At 71.7% G+C, this 18,596-nt stretch carries 15 protein-coding genes; 8 read left to right on the top strand and 7 right to left on the bottom strand.

From position 1 onward, the window contains the following. Genes BU204_RS12070 through BU204_RS12055 form a run of 4 tightly spaced genes read right to left on the bottom strand, consistent with a single transcriptional unit; the run spans position 1 to position 4,301 of the window. Positions 1-735, bottom strand: coding sequence for a class I SAM-dependent DNA methyltransferase (locus BU204_RS12070; protein WP_075125720.1), 735 nt, complete (start codon positions 733-735; stop codon positions 1-3). 18 nt (positions 736-753) lie between these two features. Beyond that, positions 754-1,308 carry an NUDIX hydrolase gene (locus BU204_RS12065; RefSeq protein WP_075125719.1) on the bottom strand — a complete coding sequence of 185 codons (555 nt, stop codon included), beginning with the start codon at positions 1,306-1,308 and terminating at the stop codon, positions 754-756. A 4-nt stretch (positions 1,309-1,312) separates the two neighbouring features. After that, the gene (locus BU204_RS12060; RefSeq protein ID WP_075125718.1) at positions 1,313-2,749 is read right to left on the bottom strand and encodes a DHA2 family efflux MFS transporter permease subunit; all 1,437 of its coding nucleotides are present in this window, start codon (positions 2,747-2,749) and stop codon (positions 1,313-1,315) included. Next, on the bottom strand, positions 2,742-4,301 hold the full coding sequence (locus BU204_RS12055) for an MDR family MFS transporter (RefSeq protein ID WP_075125717.1): 1,560 nt from the start codon (positions 4,299-4,301) through the stop codon (positions 2,742-2,744). The genes BU204_RS12060 and BU204_RS12055 overlap by 8 nt, the downstream gene beginning before the upstream one ends. A 255-nt stretch (positions 4,302-4,556) precedes the next feature. Here BU204_RS12055 and BU204_RS12050 point away from each other — a divergent pair, with 255 nt between their 5' ends. From BU204_RS12050 to BU204_RS12020, 7 genes are all read left to right on the top strand, one after another. After that, positions 4,557-5,819: an MFS transporter gene (locus tag BU204_RS12050; protein ID WP_075125716.1), complete on the top strand. Its 1,263-nt coding sequence runs from the start codon at positions 4,557-4,559 to the stop codon at positions 5,817-5,819. A gap of 130 nt (positions 5,820-5,949) precedes the next feature. Next, positions 5,950-6,435: a cupin domain-containing protein gene (locus BU204_RS12045; protein WP_075125715.1), complete on the top strand. Its 486-nt coding sequence runs from the start codon at positions 5,950-5,952 to the stop codon at positions 6,433-6,435. A 6-nt stretch (positions 6,436-6,441) separates the two neighbouring features. Continuing rightward, the gene (locus BU204_RS12040) at positions 6,442-7,380 is read left to right on the top strand and encodes an amidohydrolase family protein (RefSeq protein WP_075125714.1); all 939 of its coding nucleotides are present in this window, start codon (positions 6,442-6,444) and stop codon (positions 7,378-7,380) included. Continuing rightward, a complete protein-coding gene (locus BU204_RS12035; protein WP_075125713.1) occupies positions 7,377-8,129 on the top strand; it encodes an SDR family NAD(P)-dependent oxidoreductase in 753 nt (250 codons plus the stop codon). The genes BU204_RS12040 and BU204_RS12035 overlap by 4 nt, the downstream gene beginning before the upstream one ends. A 24-nt stretch (positions 8,130-8,153) precedes the next feature. Then, positions 8,154-8,534, top strand: coding sequence for a SchA/CurD-like domain-containing protein (locus tag BU204_RS12030; RefSeq protein WP_075125712.1), 381 nt, complete (start codon positions 8,154-8,156; stop codon positions 8,532-8,534). Beyond that, positions 8,534-9,394: an LLM class flavin-dependent oxidoreductase gene (locus BU204_RS12025; protein WP_075125711.1), complete on the top strand. Its 861-nt coding sequence runs from the start codon at positions 8,534-8,536 to the stop codon at positions 9,392-9,394. Before BU204_RS12030 ends, BU204_RS12025 begins: the two co-directional genes overlap by 1 nt. A 438-nt stretch (positions 9,395-9,832) precedes the next feature. Beyond that, positions 9,833-10,408, top strand: a complete 576-nt coding sequence (locus BU204_RS12020) for a toll/interleukin-1 receptor domain-containing protein (RefSeq protein WP_075125710.1) — start codon at positions 9,833-9,835, stop codon at positions 10,406-10,408. Between the two features lie 26 nt (positions 10,409-10,434). On the opposite strand, the gene BU204_RS12015 is transcribed toward BU204_RS12020, so the two are convergent. Genes BU204_RS12015 through BU204_RS12005 form a run of 3 tightly spaced genes read right to left on the bottom strand, consistent with a single transcriptional unit; the run spans position 10,435 to position 18,036 of the window. Then, complete coding sequence (locus tag BU204_RS12015; protein WP_075125709.1) at positions 10,435-12,090, bottom strand: (2,3-dihydroxybenzoyl)adenylate synthase; 1,656 nt, start codon at positions 12,088-12,090, stop codon at positions 10,435-10,437. 12 nt (positions 12,091-12,102) lie between these two features. Further along, positions 12,103-17,286: a type I polyketide synthase gene (locus BU204_RS12010; RefSeq protein WP_075125708.1), complete on the bottom strand. Its 5,184-nt coding sequence runs from the start codon at positions 17,284-17,286 to the stop codon at positions 12,103-12,105. Positions 17,287-17,331: 45 nt separating this feature from the next. Then, complete coding sequence (locus BU204_RS12005; RefSeq protein WP_075125707.1) at positions 17,332-18,036, bottom strand: hypothetical protein; 705 nt, start codon at positions 18,034-18,036, stop codon at positions 17,332-17,334. A 92-nt stretch (positions 18,037-18,128) separates the two neighbouring features. Between BU204_RS12005 and BU204_RS12000 the strand changes: the two genes are divergently transcribed. Then, positions 18,129-18,515, top strand: a complete 387-nt coding sequence (locus BU204_RS12000; RefSeq protein WP_075125706.1) for a nuclear transport factor 2 family protein — start codon at positions 18,129-18,131, stop codon at positions 18,513-18,515. The last annotated feature ends 81 nt before the right edge of the window (positions 18,516-18,596 follow it).

Raw genomic sequence — 18,596 nt, 5'->3', positions numbered from 1 at the left:
TCAGCCCCGGACGCCCACGAAACGCCCTCTCCCGGAGGGCCCGTCGACGATGTACTCGACGCTCGCGCACCCGGCCGCGCGCAGGGCGTTCTCGTACTCCTCGCGGGTGAACAGCGTGTTGACGACCGTGTTGGTGAAGTGGTGCGGGCCCTGCTCCGGGGTTGCCACGACGTAGTGCACGGTCATGGTCGTCACCAGGCCCTTCGCCGTGGTGTGGGAGACCCGCGCGATCGTGTAGCCGTCGCGCTCGACGATGTCGCCGCCGACGTAGTTCGGCAGGAAGTTGTCCGGGAACCACCAGGGCTCCACGATCACCACACCGCCGGGCACCAGGTGCGCCACCAGCCGCGAGGCGGCCTTGCCCAACTCCTCCAGCGTGCGCATGTGGCCGACGGCGGCGAACAGGCAGGTGACCGCGTCGAAGGTGCGGCCGAGGTCGAACTCCCGCATGTCCCCGACGTGCAGCGGGACGAACGGCAGCCGGCCCTTGGCGATCGTGAGCATGTCCTCGGACAGCTCGACGCCCTGCACGTGCTCGAACAGGTCGGCGAACGCCCGCAGGTGCAGGCCCGTGCCGCAGGCGACGTCGACCAGCGACGACGCGTCCGGCCGCCGGCTGGTTATCAGCCTGGTCAGTTCCGCCGCCTCGGCGGCGTAGTCCTTGCCGCGGCCCTGGTAGATCAGGTCGTAGATGGTCGCGTAGCGGTCGTCGAACGCGGGCCTCGGGTCGTGCATCGCCTCGTCCTCGTCTCCTCAGGCCGCTGACTGGCGGGGCTGCACCCGCGCGCGGTCCACGATCAGTTGCAACAACCCGGCGACCGACACGCCACCGACGATCTGCCGGCGGCGGATCAGCTCCGGCACCTCCGCGAGCGGGACCCAGCCCACCGCGTCGGACTCGTAGGCGTCCGCCGGCGGGCCGACGTAGCTGGCGCGCTCGGCCAGGTAGATCCACTGCTCGGCGTCGGTGATGCCGGCGACCGGCTGCAGGTACGCGAGCTCGCGCAGCTCGCGGGGCCGCCACCCGGTCTCCTCCTCCGCCTCCCGGGCGGCCGCGTCCAGCGGGGACTCGCCGGGATCGACCCAACCACCGGGAAGCTCCCAGTTCCAGGTGTCTGTAGTGAACCTGTGGCGCCACACCATCAGGACTCGATCGGCGCTGTCCACGACCGCGATCCCGACCGAGGCCGGCAACCGCACCAGGTGGTGCTCCCAGCGCACCCCGTCCGGGCGCTCCACGTCCGACAGCGCGAGGTCCACCCAGGGACTGGTGTACAGCCGGCGCTCCCCGTGCACGGTCCACCGCATCGGTTCACCCCCGACCGGCGGCGGGCACCGGTTCCGGCTCCTGGGCCGGAACCGCGTCCCGGGAGCGCCGGCGCCTGGCCAGCAGCAGTGCCGGCAGCAGACCGAGGACGGTCAGCGTCAACGGCAGCCAGAAGACCAGGTCGAACGCGGGTGCGGGGTCCGGCGCGAGGCGGAGCCTGGTGTCCAGCACCACGACGAACAACGCGACCGCGCTGGACGCGCCGATCTCCTGCACGATCGAGAACGTCGCGGTGGCGTGCGGGATCTTCATCGGCGACAGCGCCCGGTACGCCGCGGTCATCGCGGGCATGATCGTGCACCCGGCACCGACACCGATGATCCAGAGCGACAGGCCGAGCCGCAGGTAGCTCGCGTCGGGCCCGGCCTGGGTGAACGAGAGGAACCCGACCACCAGCAACGGGATGCCGGACAGCACCAGCGGCGCCTGCCGCCCCCGGTCCACCAGTCGGCCGGCGATCGGCATCGTCATCGCGACGCCCAGGCCCTGCGGCACCAGCAGCAGACCGGCCACCAGCGGGGACTCGCCGCGCACGATCTGGTAATAGAGCGGGAAGAGCATCATCGAGCCGGAGAGCGTCGCGTTCATCAGGAACTGGATCCCGGCGGCCGCGGTGAAGGTCCGGTTCCCGAACAGGCGCAGGTCGAGCAACGGCTTCTCCGTGGCGAGCGCGTGCCGGACGAACGCCGCCAGCAGCACCGCGCCGGCACCGCCGGGCAGCAGGAAGTCAACCGAGGCGAGGTCGGCGACCGAGGAGATGGTCACGATTCCGTAGACCAGCAGGGTCACCCCCGGGCAGAGCAGCAGGAATCCCGCCGTGTCGACGCCGCCGCCCCGCTCCGGCGCGGGATCCCGGTCGAAGACGAACCAGGCCAGCGCGAACGCGACCAGCCCGACCGGCAGGTTGACCAGGAAGATCCAGCGCCAGGAGGCCGCGTCGACCAGGATCCCGCCGATCACCGGCCCGAGCACGGGCCCGAGCACCAGGGGGACGCCGACCACGCTCATCGCCCGGCCCATGCGCTCTCGCCCGGCGGTCCTGGCCACGATCGAGGTGCCGACCGGGCCGATCAACCCGGCACCGATCCCCTGTAGCACCCGGAACGCGATCAGGCTCGGCACCGACCAGGCGAGCCCGGCCAGCAGCGAACCGGCCGAGAAGATCACCACCGAGGCCAGCCACAGCCGGCGCGCGCCGAAGAAGTCGGTCGCCCAGCCGGTCAGTGGAACCACCATCGCCGCGGCGAGGATGTAGCTGGTGGTGACCCACTGGATCGTGGACAGGCCGACGTCGAAGCTGTCGGACAGGGTGTGCAGGGCCACCCCGACGATCGTCATGTCGATGATCGCGGTGACCGCCCCGAGCGCGACGATCAGGGCGACGCCGAGGAGCTTGCGATCCAGCGGCGGTGCGTCACTCACCCGCGCCCACCTTCTCCCGCTCCGGGGCACCCCCGTGCCCGTGGTCCTTGCGCAGCGTGGTGTTGGGCAGGAACCAGGCCAGCGCGAAGGCCAGCACCATCAGTCCGGCCGCGACCAGGAACACCGTGCTGAGCGCCCCGGCGAACGCCTCGACCACCTCGGGGTAGACCTCCGGCTGGGTCCTGGCCAGCTCCTTGATCGACGCCGGGTCCTGGTAGAGCACACCGGCGGCGTTGGGCAGCGCGTCGAGGACGGCGTTGGAGCTCCAGGCCGAGCCGAGCTGGGCGGCCAGCACGGCGCCGAAGGCGGCCGCGCCGATCGCCGACCCGATGACCCTGATGAAGTTCGCCTGGGCGGTGATCGTGCCCAGCTCGCGCCGGTCGACCAGGTTCTGCACGGCGATGATCAGCTTGGAGATCACCATGCCCATTCCGACCCCGAGCACCGCCTGGTACAGCCAGAGCTGCCAGGCCGGCGTGGCGACGTCGAGCATCGACAGGAGGTACAGCCCTCCGGTCATCGTGGCGACCCCGGCGACCACGACCACCTTGGTCCGCCCGAGCACCGCCGCGATCAGCCAGCCGGACAGTCCCGAACCCAGCATGACCGCGATCATCAGCGGCAACAGGTTCAGCCCCGCCACGGTCGGGTCGTCGCCGCGCACGATCTGCAGGTAGATCGGCAGGAAGAAGTAGGCGCCGATCGTCGCCACGCCGATCACGAACGTGATCACCATCGCGAGCGCGATCTCGGGCTTGCGGAACAGCGCCAGCGGCACGATCGGGTCCTTGGCGCGCCGCTCCCAGAGCAGGAACAGCGCCGTGAGCAGCACCGCCGCGGCGATCAGCGCGAGCAGCTGGGGCGAGCTCCACGCGTACTCGGTACCGCCCCAGATGCTGATCAGCACGAGTACCGAGATCGTCGCGACCAGCAGGGTGGCACCGACGTAGTCGATCGAGGTCGGCCGGCTGATCCTGGGCAGCTTGAGGTTGGTGGCCAGCACCACCAGCCCGATGACGCCGATCGGCACGTTGATCCAGAAGCACCACCGCCACGAGACGAACTCGGTGAAGGCGCCGCCGACCAGGGGCCCGACCAGCGAGGCGAGCGCGTACATCGCACCGACCATGCCCTGCACGCGGCCGAGCTGGCGGGGCGGCACCACGCTGGCGGAGATCGTGAACGCGAGCACGACCAGGCCTCCCGCACCGACCCCCTGTACGGCGCGGAAGATGACCAGCTGGGTCATGTCCTGGCTGAAACCGACGAGCAGGGAGCCCGCGGTGAATATTCCGATCGCGGCCATATAGACGGGTTTCGGCCCGTAGAGGTCGCCGAGCTTCCCGTACAGCGCCATAGCCGCCGTCGTGGTCAGCAGATAGGAGGTGACGACCAGCGAGAAACTGTCGATCTGCCCGAACTCGCCGACCATCGTGGGCAGCGCGGTTCCGACTATCGTCTGGTCCAACGCGGAGAGGAGCTGCCCGGTGAGCAGCACGACCAGAACGGTCCGCAGCTGCCACGGGGCTAGCCCGACCTGCGGAGACCGCATGTCTGGAGAGTTGCCTGCGGCCATCGGGGCCTCCTCCTGGGCTGGGCGTAGGTCGCTCCAGCGTGCCCCGCACCGCGTCCCAGTGGAGTCCCCCGGATGTCCCACTGTGCCTGGGAATCTGCCCTTCGGTGCGGTGACCGGCGGCGATGGTCCGCATACGGTCGATCCCTCGAGTTAGGCTTGAACGAGGTTCGAGCGACTCGCTGGAACGTCCTATGAGGCGGGTTCGAGCTGGTCACGAGAATGCGTGGTGCGATGAACGACAAACGAGCGATCTGGGGTCTGTTCGTGCCCCTGTACATGAGCCAGTTCCTGGCGATCGGATTCCTCTTCACCGCACTCACGGCGATCTCCCGCGACCAGGGCGGCGACCTCGAGGACATCGGCGCCATCTACGTGCTCGGCATGGTGTGGGCGGTGAAGTTCCTCTGGGCCCCGCTGGTCGACAGGTTCGGGTCCAGCCGACGCGGCCACTACCGCTCCTGGCTGCTGTGGACGCAGCCGCTGATGGCGTTGGCACTGCTCACGATCATCCCGTTCGACGTGGTCACCGACATCTGGGTGATCCTCGCCCTGCTCGCCGTCGTCGCGGTCCTGTCCGCGACCCAGGACGTCGCCACCGACGCGATCGCGGTCCGCACGATCTCCGGGCGCAACCGGGGCGGGATCAACGGGGTGCAGGTCGGCGGCGGTTTCGTCGGTGACATCATCGGCGGCGGTCTGGTGCTGGTGGTCTACGACGTGTGGGGCTGGACCCCGGCCGTGCTGACGCTGGCCGTGTTCACCGCGCTGCCGATCCTCGGTATCGCCCGCTACCGCGAGCCGGAGCTGGTCCAGGTGTCCCCGAGCACGCCGCGTCCCTCCCTGCGGTCGCTGTTCCGCCAGCCCGGGGCGGCTCGCTGGGCGTTCGTGTTGACCCCGTTGATGGCGTTGGGTATGCCGGGCGCGTACGGCCTGCTGGTGCCGATCATGATCGACGCCGGCGTGTCGGTCGGCTCGGTAGGCCTGCTGACCAACGGTCTCGGCGGCGTGGTCGGCTGCGGGGCGGCGATCGTGGCCGGCATGCTGATCCACCGGCTGGGCCGCAAGCGTGCCCTGGTGCTCTACGGGCTGGGGCAGGTCGTGGCGATCGCCGCGGTGCTCCCGGTGGTCTGGAGCGGCGGCATGGTCTGGGTGGTGACTGCGATCGTGCTGCTGAACGTCTTCAACACGGCCGGCTACGCCGCGATGTACACGATCAACATGGACTACGCCCGGCCGGCGAGTGCGGGCTCCGACTTCACCGTGCAGACCAGCATCTCCTACGCCGTGCGGTTCGCTGGTGCCGGCGTGATCCTCGGCTTCGCCGGCTCGCTCGGCTACTCGTGGGCCCTGGTGATCTGCATGGGCCTTGCCGTGGTCGGGGTTCTCGCCACGGTCGCCCTGTTCGTCGAGAAGGCCGGCGTGAGCGGGTCCGTGCCCGGCGTGGAACCCGCCGTCCCGTCGCCGAACGCGGTGCCGGTGCAGCAGCCCGCCTGAACCTGGTCCACTTCGTACTCCCGCAACGCGGAGGCGGACAGGCTCCGATCCGGCGTTGCGCATCTCTCGAGGCAGCCTCCGTAGAACAGGTATGTCCGAGTCACAACGCAGCACGAGGCTAGGAGTGAGCATGTCCGAGGAGAAGCCGTTCCTGTGCGGTCCGCAGGAGGGTCGCGCCATCTGGCACTTCGGCTCGCTGGTCGTGTTCCGGGCGACCGGTGAGGACACCGGCGGCCAGTACTGGCTCGCGGAGATGTCCTGCAACCGCGGCTACGGTTCGCCGGTCCACGTGCACTCTCGCGAGGACGAGCTCTTCCACATCCTCGAGGGTGAGATGAGCATCGAGGTCGGCGGCCAGCTGTTCAACGCGACGGCCGGGTCGTCAGTGTTCCTGCCGCGCAACATCCCGCACTCCTACAAGGTGGAGTCCGACACCGTGCGCACGCTGGTGCTCGGTACCCCGGCGGGCTACGAGAACTGGTTCTTCGAGACCGGCAGCCCGGCCGAGTCCCTGGAGATCCCGGCGTTCGACCCCTCGACCTTCCCGGACTTCGGTGCCGTCATCGCCTCCACCCAGAAGTACGGCGGCCAGGTGCTCGGCCCGCCGCGGGACTGAGCAAGGATGACGATCGACGTTCACGGGCACGTCACCCCGCCCGAGCTGCTGAAGAGGTTCCCGATGCCGCCGAGCCTGGGCGACATCGACGGCATGGTGGAGCGCAAGGCCGCGTTGGGCATCACGACGACGGTGGTCGGCAGCCCGGTCGGCGCCGGCACGATGCTCCCGGTGCCGGGAATCGACAACTACGCCCAGTCCGCGGACTCGCTCGCGAGCTTCCACGACTGGGTCGCCGAGACCGTGCGCGAGCGGGCGGGTCGGCTCGCTGGTTACGTCTACCTCAACCCCCTCGAGGGGTCGGCTGCGGTGGCGCGGGCGGCGGAGTTGTTGGCGTTGCCCGAGTTCGTCGGTCTCATCGTCAACTCGAGCGTACGTGGGGAGTTCCTGGACGACCCGCGCAGCGACGAGTTCTTCGCGATGGCGGCGGAGACCGGTGCCCCCGTGCTGCTGCACCCGCCGGCGGTCCCGGTCGGGGCGTCCTCGGTGAAGGCGGTCGGCGCGATCGAGCACGTGGCGCGGCCCTGCGACATCACGATGGGCGTGGCCGCGATCCTGCTCGCCGGTCGGCTGCGGGACTTCCCGGGGCTGAAGCTCATCGCCCCCAACGCGGGCGGCGCGCTCGCGCTGCTGGCGGAGAAGTTGGACATGGCCCAACGCCGGGACGGCGTCGAGGGACCACCGGTCTCCGCCCAGCTGCGTCAGATCTATGTGGACACCGGAACACCGTCGGTTACCGCGTTGCGTGCCGCCGCGGAGGTGTTCGGGCCGGATCGGATGTTGTTCGGCACCGACTCCCCGCCGCTTGCCACCCCGCTCGACGCGGCTCTCGGCGCGATCGCCGCCCTCGGTCTGTCCGATGAGGACACCGCCAAGGTGCTGCGCGGGAACGCCGAGCAGCTGTTCGGGTTGGACAGCGCGAACGAGCTGAGGAGGGCGTCATGAGCGAGAGCCAGCGGGTGCTCGTCGTCGGCGGGTACGGCGGGCTCGGCGCGGTGATCTGCGAGCAGTTCGCCCAGCAGGGCGCGCACGTCGCGGTCGCCGGCCGGTCCGGGGAGAAGGCGGGTGAGCTCGCCGAGAAGCTGACCGCGAACGGTGGTACCGCGCTGCCGCTCGCCATCGACGTGGTCAACTCGGCGAGCATCGCCGCCGCGGTGTCCGAGCTGGAGAGCACCTGGGGCGGCGTGGACGTCCTGGTCAACTCGGCGAGCAAGCTGATCACGGTGCCTGCCGAGCACTTCGACGAGCGGCAGTGGGTCGAGGTCGTCCAGGCGAACCTGGTCGGGGCGTTCCTGCTGTCCCAGGGGGTCGGCCGGCACATGCTCGCGCGGGGTGGCGGGCGGATCATCCACCTCTCCTCGGTCCGCGGCGACGCGGGCGGGCGGATGGGCTTCTCCGCCTACGGGGCGAGCAAGGCCGGGGTGAACCTCCTGGTCAAGCAGCTGGCGACGGAGTGGGGCGGGCGCGGTGTCACGGTGAACGCGGTGGCCCCCGGGTTCATGCGAACCGACTTCGTGGAGGCCGCGCAGCAGAACCAGCAGTTCGTGGCGCGCCTGCAGCAACGGATCCCGATCGGCCGGTTCGCCGAGCCGGACGAGGTGGCGAGCGCGGTGACCTACCTCGCCTCGCCACTCGCCAGGTTCGTCAACGGCCAGGTCATCTACGTCGACGGCGGCGTCACCGCCAGCCACTGAAAACCCCTTGTTACGGAGGTAAGGATGTCCACCTGGCACGCGCTGCACTACCCGATCAAGCCGGGCAGCGAGGAGGCCGTCAAGGAGCTGTTCCGCAACAGCGGCCGGCCCAACTTCGAGATCACCTCGCCGGACGGCAAGGTCGTCGGCCGCCTGCTTGCCACGATGGCCTTCGTCGGCGAGGGCTCGGCGATCCGGGTCATCGAGGTCGAGGGGCCGCTGCCGCTGGTGGCCGCGCACATGAGCCGCCAGCCCGAGGTCAAGGAGTTCGAGCGGCAGCTCGAGGAGCACCTGACCGAGGGCCGCGACATGCTCACCCCGGAGGGCGCCCGCGCGTTCTTCCAGAAGGCGGGCATGGAGAACGTGCTCAACCGCCGGGCACCGGGCCACGAGGCGGCGGCCTGATGGACGTCGGTGTCGGGCTGCCCAGCGTCATCCGGGACGTGTCCGGGGACACGGTGCTGGAGTGGGCTGCCGAGGCGGACCGGGCCGGGTTCTCCAGCCTCGCCACGCTGGACCGCCTGGTCTACGACAACTACGAGAGCCTCACCACGCTGGCCGCCGCCGCGGCGGTGACCGAGCAGGTGCGGCTGACCACGTCGATCCTGATCTCGCCGCTGCAGACCAACACCGCGCTGTTCGCCAAGCAGGCGGCGACGATCGACCGGCTGTCGGGCGGGCGCCTGGTGCTCGGCCTCGCCGCCGGTTCGCGCCCGGACGACTTCCGGGCAAGCGGCGTCGAGATGGCCGGCCGCGGCAAGCGGATCGAGGCGCAGGTCGCGGAGCTTCGGGCGATCTGGTCCGGGGAGCGGCGCGGGTTCGCCGGCGGAATCGGTCCCTCGATCCCTGCGGCACCGCCGATCCTGATGGGCGGCCACTCGCCGGCCGCCCTGGCCCGAACCGCCCGGCTGGCCGACGGGTGGATCTCCGGCGGTGGCGGCGTCGACATGTTCGCTCACGGGGTCCAGGCCCTGCGGGCAGCGTGGCGGGAGGCGGGCCGCGAGGGCACGCCGAAGGTCGTCTCGCTGACCTACTTCGCGCTCGGGCCGCGGGCCGAGGAGCTGGCCGACCAGTACCTCAGCGACTACTACGGTTTCGCTCCGCCCTATGCCCAGCTCGTGCTGCGCAACGCCGCGGTCGGCGAGGCCAAGGTGCGCGAGACCCTCGACCGGCTGACCGAGATCGGCTGCGACGAGGTGTTGCTGGCCCCGTGCGGGTCCGGGCTCGACCAGCTCAAGGAGCTACGCACGGTATTGGGCAAGTAACTACACCACTGCTCGGCGGCCGCACTCCCGGACGGAGTGTGGCCGCCGAGTCACGTCCGCCATCCGCTTTGCCCCAACGGATGCCTGATGGTGCCGCCGAGAAACGCACGCCGGAGGGACGGGCGACCCGTCGTTCCTCCTCCGCGTGGAGGAGTTCCGGCCGGTTGCGGAGAGTGTTCGCCGCCCCCAACTGGCCTCCGTCCGCTGGGCCGAATGGCCACCGGTGTCCTCTCTGGATCGTGGAAGTCCTTTGGCCGCAACGCTTTGCACCGAGGGATGATCTCCCACCCCTCATCGGCTTCTGACAAAAAGGGGACGCGGCCGTGGTCCGCCGTTTCCTCAACAGGAAATATTTCTCAACCGGCGTTGTGTAATCCAGGCGCCCACCCCGCGATCTAGTGGTTAGCAATCCGGGGTGAGATTCTGAGGAGTACACAGATGACCGGCTTTTTCCTGAGCTACCGCACCGACGACAGCGTGCACGCCACGATGGTCATCTCGGAGCGGCTGGCCCTCCATTTCGGACGATCCGCCGTCTTCCGGGACCAGGACTCCCTGGCGCCCGGCGCGATCTACCCGCGGAAGATCCGGGCGGCCGTCCGGAGCTCCGACCAGATGCTCGCGATCATCGGGCCGCACTGGCTGTCCGCCGGGGACGGCCGAGGGCACCGACGCATCGACGATCCGAGGGACTGGGTGCGCACCGAGCTGCGCCTGGCGTTCGAGCACGACGTGCCGGTGATCCCGGTCCTGCTCGACGAGACGCCGTTACCGCGGCAGAACCAGCTCCCGCACGACATCCGGCTGCTGAGCCTGTCCAACTACTGGCGGATCCGCCACCAGACCTTCGCCGCCGACGTGGACGGGCTCGTCCACCGGCTCGACGCGGCGCTTCCCGCCAGCACCGCACCGGTGCTGGCGGGAGAGCTCGAGCCGGCCGGCGGCGTCGCGTACGCCGGCGGGGGCGGAAGCCGGACCATCTACCTGAGCGAGACCGACGCCTCTCGCCGTTGACCGCGTGGGCCGCCGGCGCGGGCGGCCTACGCGGCCTGCTCCTCGCTACGGGTGAGGATCTGCTGGCGCAGGGCCTTCTTGTCGACCTTGCCGACCGCGGTCAGCGGGAAGTCGGCGACGATCTCCAACTGCTGGGGGTGCTTGAACTTGGCCACGCCCTCGGCGGCGAACAGGTCGCGGACCTCCTCGAGTGTCAACGACCGCCCGGGCTGGAGCACGACGCACACGCAGACCAGCTCACCGTACTCGGGATCCGGTAGCGGGATCGCCGCGACCCGACGCACGGCGGGGAGCGTGTCGACGACGGCCTCCACCTCCGGGGCGGAGATCTTCTCGCCGCCGCGGTTGATCAGGTCCTTGACTCGGCCTTCGACGACGAAGTTGCCGCTTTCGTGCCAGCGAACCAGGTCCCCGGTCCGGTACCAGCCGTCCGGGCTGAACGCCCTGGCGTTGTGCTCGGGGGCGCGGAAGTAGCCGCGAGGGGTGTACGGGCCGCGGGTGAGGAGCTCGCCGGTGCCACCGAGGGGCACCGGCGAGCCCTCCTCGTCGACGATCAGGATCTCGTCGTCCTCGCTGATCGGGCGGCCCTGCGTGTGGTTGGTGACCGACGCCGGATCGTCGCGCCGGGTGTAGTTCAGCAGGCCCTCGGCCATCCCGTAGACCTGCTGGAGCGTGCAGCCCAGTGCCGGGCCGATCCGCGCGGCGAACGCGGGGTCCAGGACCGAACCGCCCACCTGCACGAGCTCCAGCGTGGAGAGGTCGTGCTCGGTGGTGGCCACCGCCTCCACCCACCGCTGCGCGATCGCGGGGACCAGCGAGGTGACCGTGACCCCCTCGCGCTCGATGACCGGGAACGCCACCTCGGGCTTCGGCGAGCGAATCATCACCACCCGGCCCCCCTGGATCAGCGTGGCGAGGATGCCGGGCGAACCCAGCGGAAAGTTGTGCCCCATGGGCAGCGTGACCAGGTAGACGGTGCCGGCGTCGAACCCGCACACCGCCCCGCTCTGCCGGGCGTTGTACTCGTAGTCCTGGTGGGTCCGGGCGATGATCTTCGGTGTTCCGGTCGTCCCGCCGGACAGCAGGAACAGCGCGATCTCGCCGGGGTCCGGCGCGGTGGCGTCCAGCCGGGCGCGCAACCGGGCCGGGTCCTGCCACCGCTCCAGCAGCGAGCGCAGGTCCACGTTGGACTTCGAGACGTCGTCCCCGAGGACGAACACACCGCACCGCTGTGGCAGGGAGGCGGCCAGCTCACCCGCCAGCCCCTGGTGGTCGAAGCCCTGCCAGGTGTCCGGGACGACGATCGCGCGGACGTCGGCCAGGTCGGCGAGGTAGGCCAGCTCGTGCTCGCGGTGGGCGAGCAGCGCGAGCACCGGCGCGACACCGATGCGCTGGCAGGCGAGGAACAGCGCGACGAACTCCCAGCTGTTCGGCAGCTGCACAAGGATGTTGTCCCCGTCGCGCAGGCCGAGGTCGAGCAGGCTGTCGGCGAGCGCGTCCACGTGCTCGGCCAGGTCCCGGTAGGACAGGCGCACCTCGCCGTCGACGATGGCCGTGCGCTCGCCGTACTCTTGCGCCCAGGACCACGTCCAGTGGCCGAGCGGCTTGCCCCGCCAATGGCCGGCCGCGGTGTACCGCTCGACGAACTCGATGGGCCACGGGGTAAACCCGTCACGCTTCATCTCTGGTCCTCCTTATGCCGCGACCGCTGGGGGCAGTGGCGTCTCGCCGGCCAGCAGCTCGGCGAGGAAGTCGCTGATCGCCTGGACGGTGGGTTTGTTCCACAGCAGCGTGGCCGGCAGGCTGACCCGGAACTGGCGTTCGAGCCGGCCGCGGATGACCTGGGTCATCACCGAGTCCAGTCCCATCTCGACCAGCGGCCGGCGTACGTCGAGCTCGTCGAGGGCGAGCTTCATCTCCGCCGCCACCTGGGTGGCCACCTCGTGCACGAGGTACTCGCGCAGCTCCGCGTCGCGCAGGCCGGCCCAGGGCGTCTCGGCGGCGACCTGGACCTGCGGCTCCTCCACACCCAGCTCGGCGAGCAGCGGTGGGCGGCGCATGCCGGGCAGCCTCGGGATCGTCCGCAGCACGGCGACGTGGTTGACGGGGTACCGCTCGGCGTACTCCCAGGACCGGAAGGCCTCGGCGGCGGTGATGTCGCCGGTGCCTCGGGCGGCCAGCTCGGCGTCGATCGCGGCCGACGAGGTCGACATGCCGAGGCCGCGCCAGGAGGTCCAGCCCAGGCTCAGCGCGTCACCCCGATGGGTCGCCAGCGCGTCGAGCACGGCGTTGGCCGCGGCGTAGCCGGCCTGTCCCGGCAGCCCGAGCAGCTGCCCTGCCGAGGAGAACAGGGCGAGGAAGTCGAGGCTGCCCGGCGGGAACAGCTCGTGCAGGACCAGCGCGCCGCCGACCTTCGGGCGCAGCACGGCCTCGAACGAGGTCTCGTCCACGTCGGGCAGCAGGCGGTTGTCGACGACGCCGGCGGCGTGCACGACACCGCGGATCGGCGGCAGGCCCAGCGACGCCGCGGACAGCTCGCGGGCCGCCTGAGCCGGGTCGGCGATGTCGAGCGCGACGGTGCGCACCGTCACCCCGGTGGCCTCGAGCGCGCGGACCGCCTCGATCCGGCGGGCGACCTCGGGGTCCTCGACCCGGTCCCAGCCGGTGCGCGGCGGTAGCGCGGTGCGGCCGGCGAGCACCAGGCGGCGGGCGCCGCGCCCGGCGAGCCAGGCGGCGACCTCCAGGCCGAGGGCGCCGAGGCCGCCGGTGACGAGGTAGGTGCTCCCCGGCCGGCAGCTGACCGGGGTCCGGGTGGGCGCGCCGTGCAGCGGCTCGAGCCGGGCGACGGCCAGCTCGGTGTGCCGCACCGTGATCACGTCCTCGCCCGGCCGGGCGGCGAGTACCCGGCGCACCAGGCCGGCCGACGCGAGCGGGTCGGTCGCCGGCAGGTCGACGATGCCACCCCAGAGCGCCGGGTACTCGCCGCCGATGATCCGACCGAGCCCCCACAGCGCCGACTCGGCGACCGCGTCCAGCGTCGCCGCCTCGCGGACGCCTCTGGTCAGGCACCAGAGCGTGGGTGGGTCGGTCCACCCGGCCAGCACCCGTGCGGTGGCGGCCAACAGCCAGGCGGCGGCCGCCGCGTCCCCGCCGGGCCTCGGGGCGACCAGCACCGCGGCGCCGGGGGCGACCCGGTCACGCAGGGCGTCCAGCTCGGTGGCGTCGGCGGCGGCCAGCCAGGCCCCGGCGAGGTCGCGGGCCAGGCCGGTGTCCCCGACGAGCACCACCTGCTCCAGCGGCGCCAGCGGCCTGCTGGCCGGCTCGAACGGCCGCCAGGCGATCCGGTGCACGAGCCGCCGGGGGCTCGCGGCCGCGCCGACGTCACCGTCCAGCACGCCATAGCGCAACCCGGCGAGCGTGGCGACGACCGAACCGTCCGAGGAGGCGACCACCACGTCGACGGTGTCGGTCGAGCTGGGGCGCACCCGCACGCTCAGCACGGCCTCGGTGGGGGCACGCCCGCCGACGGCGATCCGCCGGATGTGGGCTGGCATCCGCAGCGTCGCCGGGCCCTCGAAGACCACCGACGCCGCCGAGAGCGCGGCGTCCAGGATGGAGGCCCAGGTCGGTGGGAGCACCCCGTCCGGGTCGGCCAGCACGCGCACGAAGAGCTCGCCGGGCCCGCGCCGGATCCGCTCGATGCGCCAGGGGAAGCCCATTGCCGCGACCCCGATCGAGGCCAGCCGGTCGGTCACGAAGTTCGGGTCCAGGCGCTCGGTGCACCGGCTGCGCAGCTCGGCTAGCGGCAGCGCGGCCAGCTCCGGGACCTCGGCCACCGCGGGTACCGCGGCGGTGGTGTGGGTGAGCCAGCCCGCGTCGGCCTCCTCCGAACCGGCCTCGCCCTGGCCCGCTTCGCCGGGTAGCCGGGAGCACAGCCGCAGCGTGCCGTCCATGTGCACGATCTGCAGCTCCCGCGCGGCGGCGAGCGAGACCGGCACCCGCAGCGACACGTCGGTGAGCGTGTGCCCGCCCGCCGCCGCGAAGAACGTGTTGAGCAGCACCGCCGCCGGCACGATCTCGGTTCCCTGGACCGGGTGGTCGCCCGGGTAGGGCCGGCTGCCGTGGTCGAGCCAGGTCTGCCAGACCCGGACCGAGGAGGTGCCGTGCACGATCAGCGACGCGCCGAGCAGGGTGTGGCTGTCCACATCGTGCAGTCTCGTGTAGACAGAACCACGGCTGGGTCGCTCCATCCGGTGCGCGCGATGCTGCCAGGCGGTCACCGGCAGGTCGACCAGCCCGCCGCCGTGCTCGCCGGCCGACCAGTCCACCGGGACCCCGTGGCAGTGCAACACCGCGAGGTTGGTCAGCAGGCTCGCCTGCTCCGGCCGGTTGCGGCGCAGCGTGTGCGCGACCACGGCGTCGGCGATCCCCTCGGCGGTGAGCACCTCGTTGATCGAGTACGACACCACCGGGTGCGGCGCGATCTCCACGAACGCGCGGAACCCGTCCGCCAGCGCTGCCCGAACGGCGTCGGCGAACCGCACCGGGTTGCGCAGGTTCCCCGCCCAGTAGGCCCCGTCGCGCGGATCCTCGCCCCGCGGGTCGGCCAGCGATGTGGAGTACACCGGCACCGCACCCGCCCTCGGCGACAGGTCCCGCACGGCGTCGGCCAGCTCGTCGACGAGCGGGTCCATGTGGTGGCTGTGGAACGCGACGTCGGAGTTGACCCGCTGGACGTGCAGGCCGTCCGCGGTCCACTGCTTGACCACCACCTCCAGCACGGCGGTGTCCCCGGCGATCACGGTGGACGAGGGTGCGGCGGCGATCGCCGCGGACACCCCGTCCACGGCCGCCAGCCGTGCCTGCGCCTCGGCGAAGGACAGGTCCACCATCGCCATCGCGCCGCGGCCGGCCACCCGGCGCAGCAACGTGGACCGCCGGCAGATCAGCCGGGCGCCGTCGGCCATGTCGAGTACGCCGGCGACCACCGCGGCGGCGATCTCACCGACCGAGTGGCCGAGCACCGCGGCCGGGGCGAGCCCCCGGGCCGCCCAGACCCTGGCCAGCCCGACCTGCACGGCGAAGATCAGCAGTTGGATCCGGTCGGTGTGCAGGAGGTCGCCCTCGAGCAACGCCCTGCGCGGGGACACACCCATCTCGGCGAGGCAGATGGCCTCCAGCTCGTCGAGCGCGGCACCGAACGCCGGCTCGGTCGCGAGCAGCTCCCGCCCCATCCCGATCCACTGCGAGCCGTGGCCGGAGAACACCCAGACCGCGCCGCGCTCCGCGCCGGGCAGGACCCGCCCGGAGACCAGACCGTCGCGTGGTTCGCCGAGCGGCACCTGGCGCAGCCGGCCCACCAGCTCCTCGCGGCCGGCGGCGAGCACGGCCGTGCGGTGGCCGAGGTGGGCGCGGCGCCTGGTCAGGGTGTGCGCGACGTCGGCGGTCTCGGTGCCCTCGGCGACGAGCCAGTCGGCCAGCGAGCCCGCGTAGTCGCGCACGGACTCCGGGGAGGCGCCGGACAGCGGGTACACCCGCAGCGCGGTACCCCGGTCCGGAGCCGGGCGCACGACGTCCTGCCCGCGCGCCTGCTCGAGGACCAGGTGCGCGATCGTGCCGCCGTAGCCGTAGCCGGACACCCCGGCCCGGCGTGGCCCGCCCGTGCTCGGCCACGGCGTGAGCTCGGTGACCACCCGCAGACCCGAGCCGTCCCAGGGGATGTCCGGGTTCGGCCTGGTGAAGTTGATGCTGGGCGGGATGGCCGCCCGCTCGATGGCCAGTACGGCCTTGATCACCCCGGCGATGCCCGAGGCGGCCTCCAGGTGGCCGATGTTGGACTTCACCGAACCGATCAGGCACGGGCGGTCGGTGGGCCGGCCGGTGCCGTAGACCGCGGCGATCGCACCGGCCTCGATGGGGTCGCCCGCGCGGGTGCCGGTGCCGTGCGCCTCGACGTAGTCCACCGACTCCGGCGCCACGCCTGCCTGCCGGCAGGCCTGGCGCAACACGTACTCCTGCGCGTCCCGGCTCGGCGCCATGATCCCGTTGGTGCGCCCGTCCTGGTTGACCGCGCTACCGCGGACCACCGCGAGCACCCGGTCACCGTCGCGGCGCGCGTCGGCCAGCCGCTTGAGCACCACGATGCCGCAGCCCTCGCCGCGGCCGTAGCCGTCCGCGGCGGCGTCGAAGGACTTGGACCGCCCGTCGGGAGCGAGCGCGCCCGCGGCGTCCATCACCATGGTCAGGCCGGGCGCCACCATCAGCATGACCCCGCCGGCTATCGCGACCGGCGTCTCGCCCGTGCGCAGGCTCTGCGCCGCCAGGTGCAGCGCGACCAGCGAGGACGAGCAGGCCGTGTCCACCGCCATGCTGGGGCCGTGCAGGTCGAGCACGTAGGAGATCCGGTTGGCGACCGCACACATCGAGGAGCCGATCCCGGTCCAGGCCTCGATCCGCGGCAGGTCCTCCAGCAGCCTGCGCCCGTGGTCGTCGCTGTTCACCCCGATGAACACGCCGGTGTCCGACCCGGCGAGCGAACCGGGCACGATGCCGGCGTGTTCCAGCGCCTCCCAGGAGACCTCGAGCGCCATCCGCTGCTGCGGGTCCATCAGGGCGGCCTCGCGCGGGGAGATGCCGAAGAACGTGGCATCGAAGCCGTCTACATCGGACAGAAAGCCGCCGAGGCCGGTGGTCTTGCGCAACGCCGCGGCGTTCTCCTGGCTGACCTCCCGGTAGTGCGCCCACCGCTCGGCCGGCACCTCGCCGATCGCGTCCACACTCCCGGCCAACGAGTTCCAGAACGCCTCCGGCGAGGTGATGTCGCCGGGCAGGCGGCAGCCCATGCCGATGATCGCGATGTCGTCGCGGGAGGTCTCCACGCTTCGATCATCCGACCGGGCCGTCCCGTCCGCATCGGTCCGCAGTCACACCCGGCGAGGAACCTCCCGGCGCTGCCTCGGCAGCAGGAAGCCGACCGCCACCAGCCACAACAGCGCGGCGAACCGTCCGATCGGGATCAACGTGGTGGCCGCCTCGGTGACGAAGGTGAGGCCGGACGCGAGCGACACCACGGCGATCGCCAGCCCGGTCGCGGTCAGCCACACCGGCAGGAGCCGGGACCGACGGGCGACCAGCGCGACCGCACCGACCAGCACGGCACCAGCGGCCACGTGGGCGAACCCGCCGAGCCCGAAGTACAGGTAGTGCATGGCCCGGCGCACGGCGGGTTCCGCGGTGACGCCCGGGTGTGCCATGACCCACTGGACGAGGCCGTTGAGCGCGAGGAACGCGCCGGCGAGCAGCCCGCCGGCGAAGGCCGTGGCGGTGCGCGCCGCGGCCTCCGGAGCGAGCAGGCGCAGCCGGGTGACCAGGGTGGCGGTGCAGACGGCCAGCGCGAGCCCGGCCGCGAACTGGAGGAGGCCGACCCAGGCGACCAGCGAGGTGTGCTCGGCGTAGAACTCGCCGATGTCGCCGTCGTCGACGAACGGCGAGGTGTACACGGCACCGGCGGACACCAGCCCGGCCACCAGGCTCGCCAGGAACAGCCCGACGGTGACGACGGCCGGGACGGCGACCGAGGAACCGGCTTCGGTGGACGTGTGCGTTTCCCGCGGAACCGTTGACGTCATTGGCAGAGCGTAGGTTCGCGGCGGAATTCCCGGCGAGAGTTCCTGATCGCCCATCGAGCGGCCCTCGAGAGAATCGGCAGTATGGTCGGGTCATGAGTGTTACCGCCACGATCGAGCAGTTCGCCACCGCCGAGCTCAAGGCCGACACCGAGGCGTTGGAGAGAATCCTCGCTGCCGATTTCCGTGGCGTCGGGCCACTGGGTTTCGTGCTCACCAAGGACCAGTGGATCGACCGTTACCGGTCCGGCGCGCTGGTGCCGACCGCCTTCGAGCTGCGCGACCCGGAGGTTCGCGAGTTCGGTGACACCGCCGTCGTGGTGGCCGTCCAGCGCCAGGAGGGCAGCTACAACGGCCACCCGGCCACCGGGGAGTTCCGCGCCACGCTGGTGCTGTCCCGGCAGGGCGAGGGCTGGGCGCTCGCGCACTGCCACCTGTCCGGCCCGCTCGGCCCACCGCCCGGCCGTCCCCCCAAGGGCTGACACTCTTCCGACACCTGTAACGGACGACCAGGTCGGTCGACGAATACGGGTGATGGGAACTTCCGGGGGGCTTCGAGAAGA

Source organism: Actinophytocola xanthii (assembly GCF_001921205.1).
In the GTDB taxonomy this organism is placed as follows: Bacteria; Actinomycetota; Actinomycetes; order Mycobacteriales; family Pseudonocardiaceae; genus Actinophytocola; species Actinophytocola xanthii.
Note: the sequence above shows the minus strand (reverse complement) of the source record. Positions and strands in the feature narration are given on the sequence as shown.

Excerpts from the sequence above, each read along its gene's own strand:
- BU204_RS12070 (WP_075125720.1), bottom strand. The coding sequence starts at position 735 with ATGCACGACCCGAGGCCCGCGTTCGACGACCGCTACGCGACCATCTAC.
- BU204_RS12065 (WP_075125719.1), bottom strand. The coding sequence starts at position 1,308 with ATGCGGTGGACCGTGCACGGGGAGCGCCGGCTGTACACCAGTCCCTGG.
- BU204_RS12055 (WP_075125717.1), bottom strand. The coding sequence starts at position 4,301 with ATGCGGTCTCCGCAGGTCGGGCTAGCCCCGTGGCAGCTGCGGACCGTT.
- BU204_RS12050 (WP_075125716.1), top strand. The coding sequence starts at position 4,557 with ATGAACGACAAACGAGCGATCTGGGGTCTGTTCGTGCCCCTGTACATG.
- BU204_RS12045 (WP_075125715.1), top strand. The coding sequence starts at position 5,950 with ATGTCCGAGGAGAAGCCGTTCCTGTGCGGTCCGCAGGAGGGTCGCGCC.
- BU204_RS12040 (WP_075125714.1), top strand. The coding sequence starts at position 6,442 with ATGACGATCGACGTTCACGGGCACGTCACCCCGCCCGAGCTGCTGAAG.
- BU204_RS12035 (WP_075125713.1), top strand. The coding sequence starts at position 7,377 with ATGAGCGAGAGCCAGCGGGTGCTCGTCGTCGGCGGGTACGGCGGGCTC.
- BU204_RS12030 (WP_075125712.1), top strand. The coding sequence starts at position 8,154 with ATGTCCACCTGGCACGCGCTGCACTACCCGATCAAGCCGGGCAGCGAG.
- BU204_RS12025 (WP_075125711.1), top strand. The coding sequence starts at position 8,534 with ATGGACGTCGGTGTCGGGCTGCCCAGCGTCATCCGGGACGTGTCCGGG.
- BU204_RS12020 (WP_075125710.1), top strand. The coding sequence starts at position 9,833 with ATGACCGGCTTTTTCCTGAGCTACCGCACCGACGACAGCGTGCACGCC.
- BU204_RS12015 (WP_075125709.1), bottom strand. The coding sequence starts at position 12,090 with ATGAAGCGTGACGGGTTTACCCCGTGGCCCATCGAGTTCGTCGAGCGG.
- BU204_RS12005 (WP_075125707.1), bottom strand. The coding sequence starts at position 18,036 with ATGACGTCAACGGTTCCGCGGGAAACGCACACGTCCACCGAAGCCGGT.
- BU204_RS12000 (WP_075125706.1), top strand. The coding sequence starts at position 18,129 with ATGAGTGTTACCGCCACGATCGAGCAGTTCGCCACCGCCGAGCTCAAG.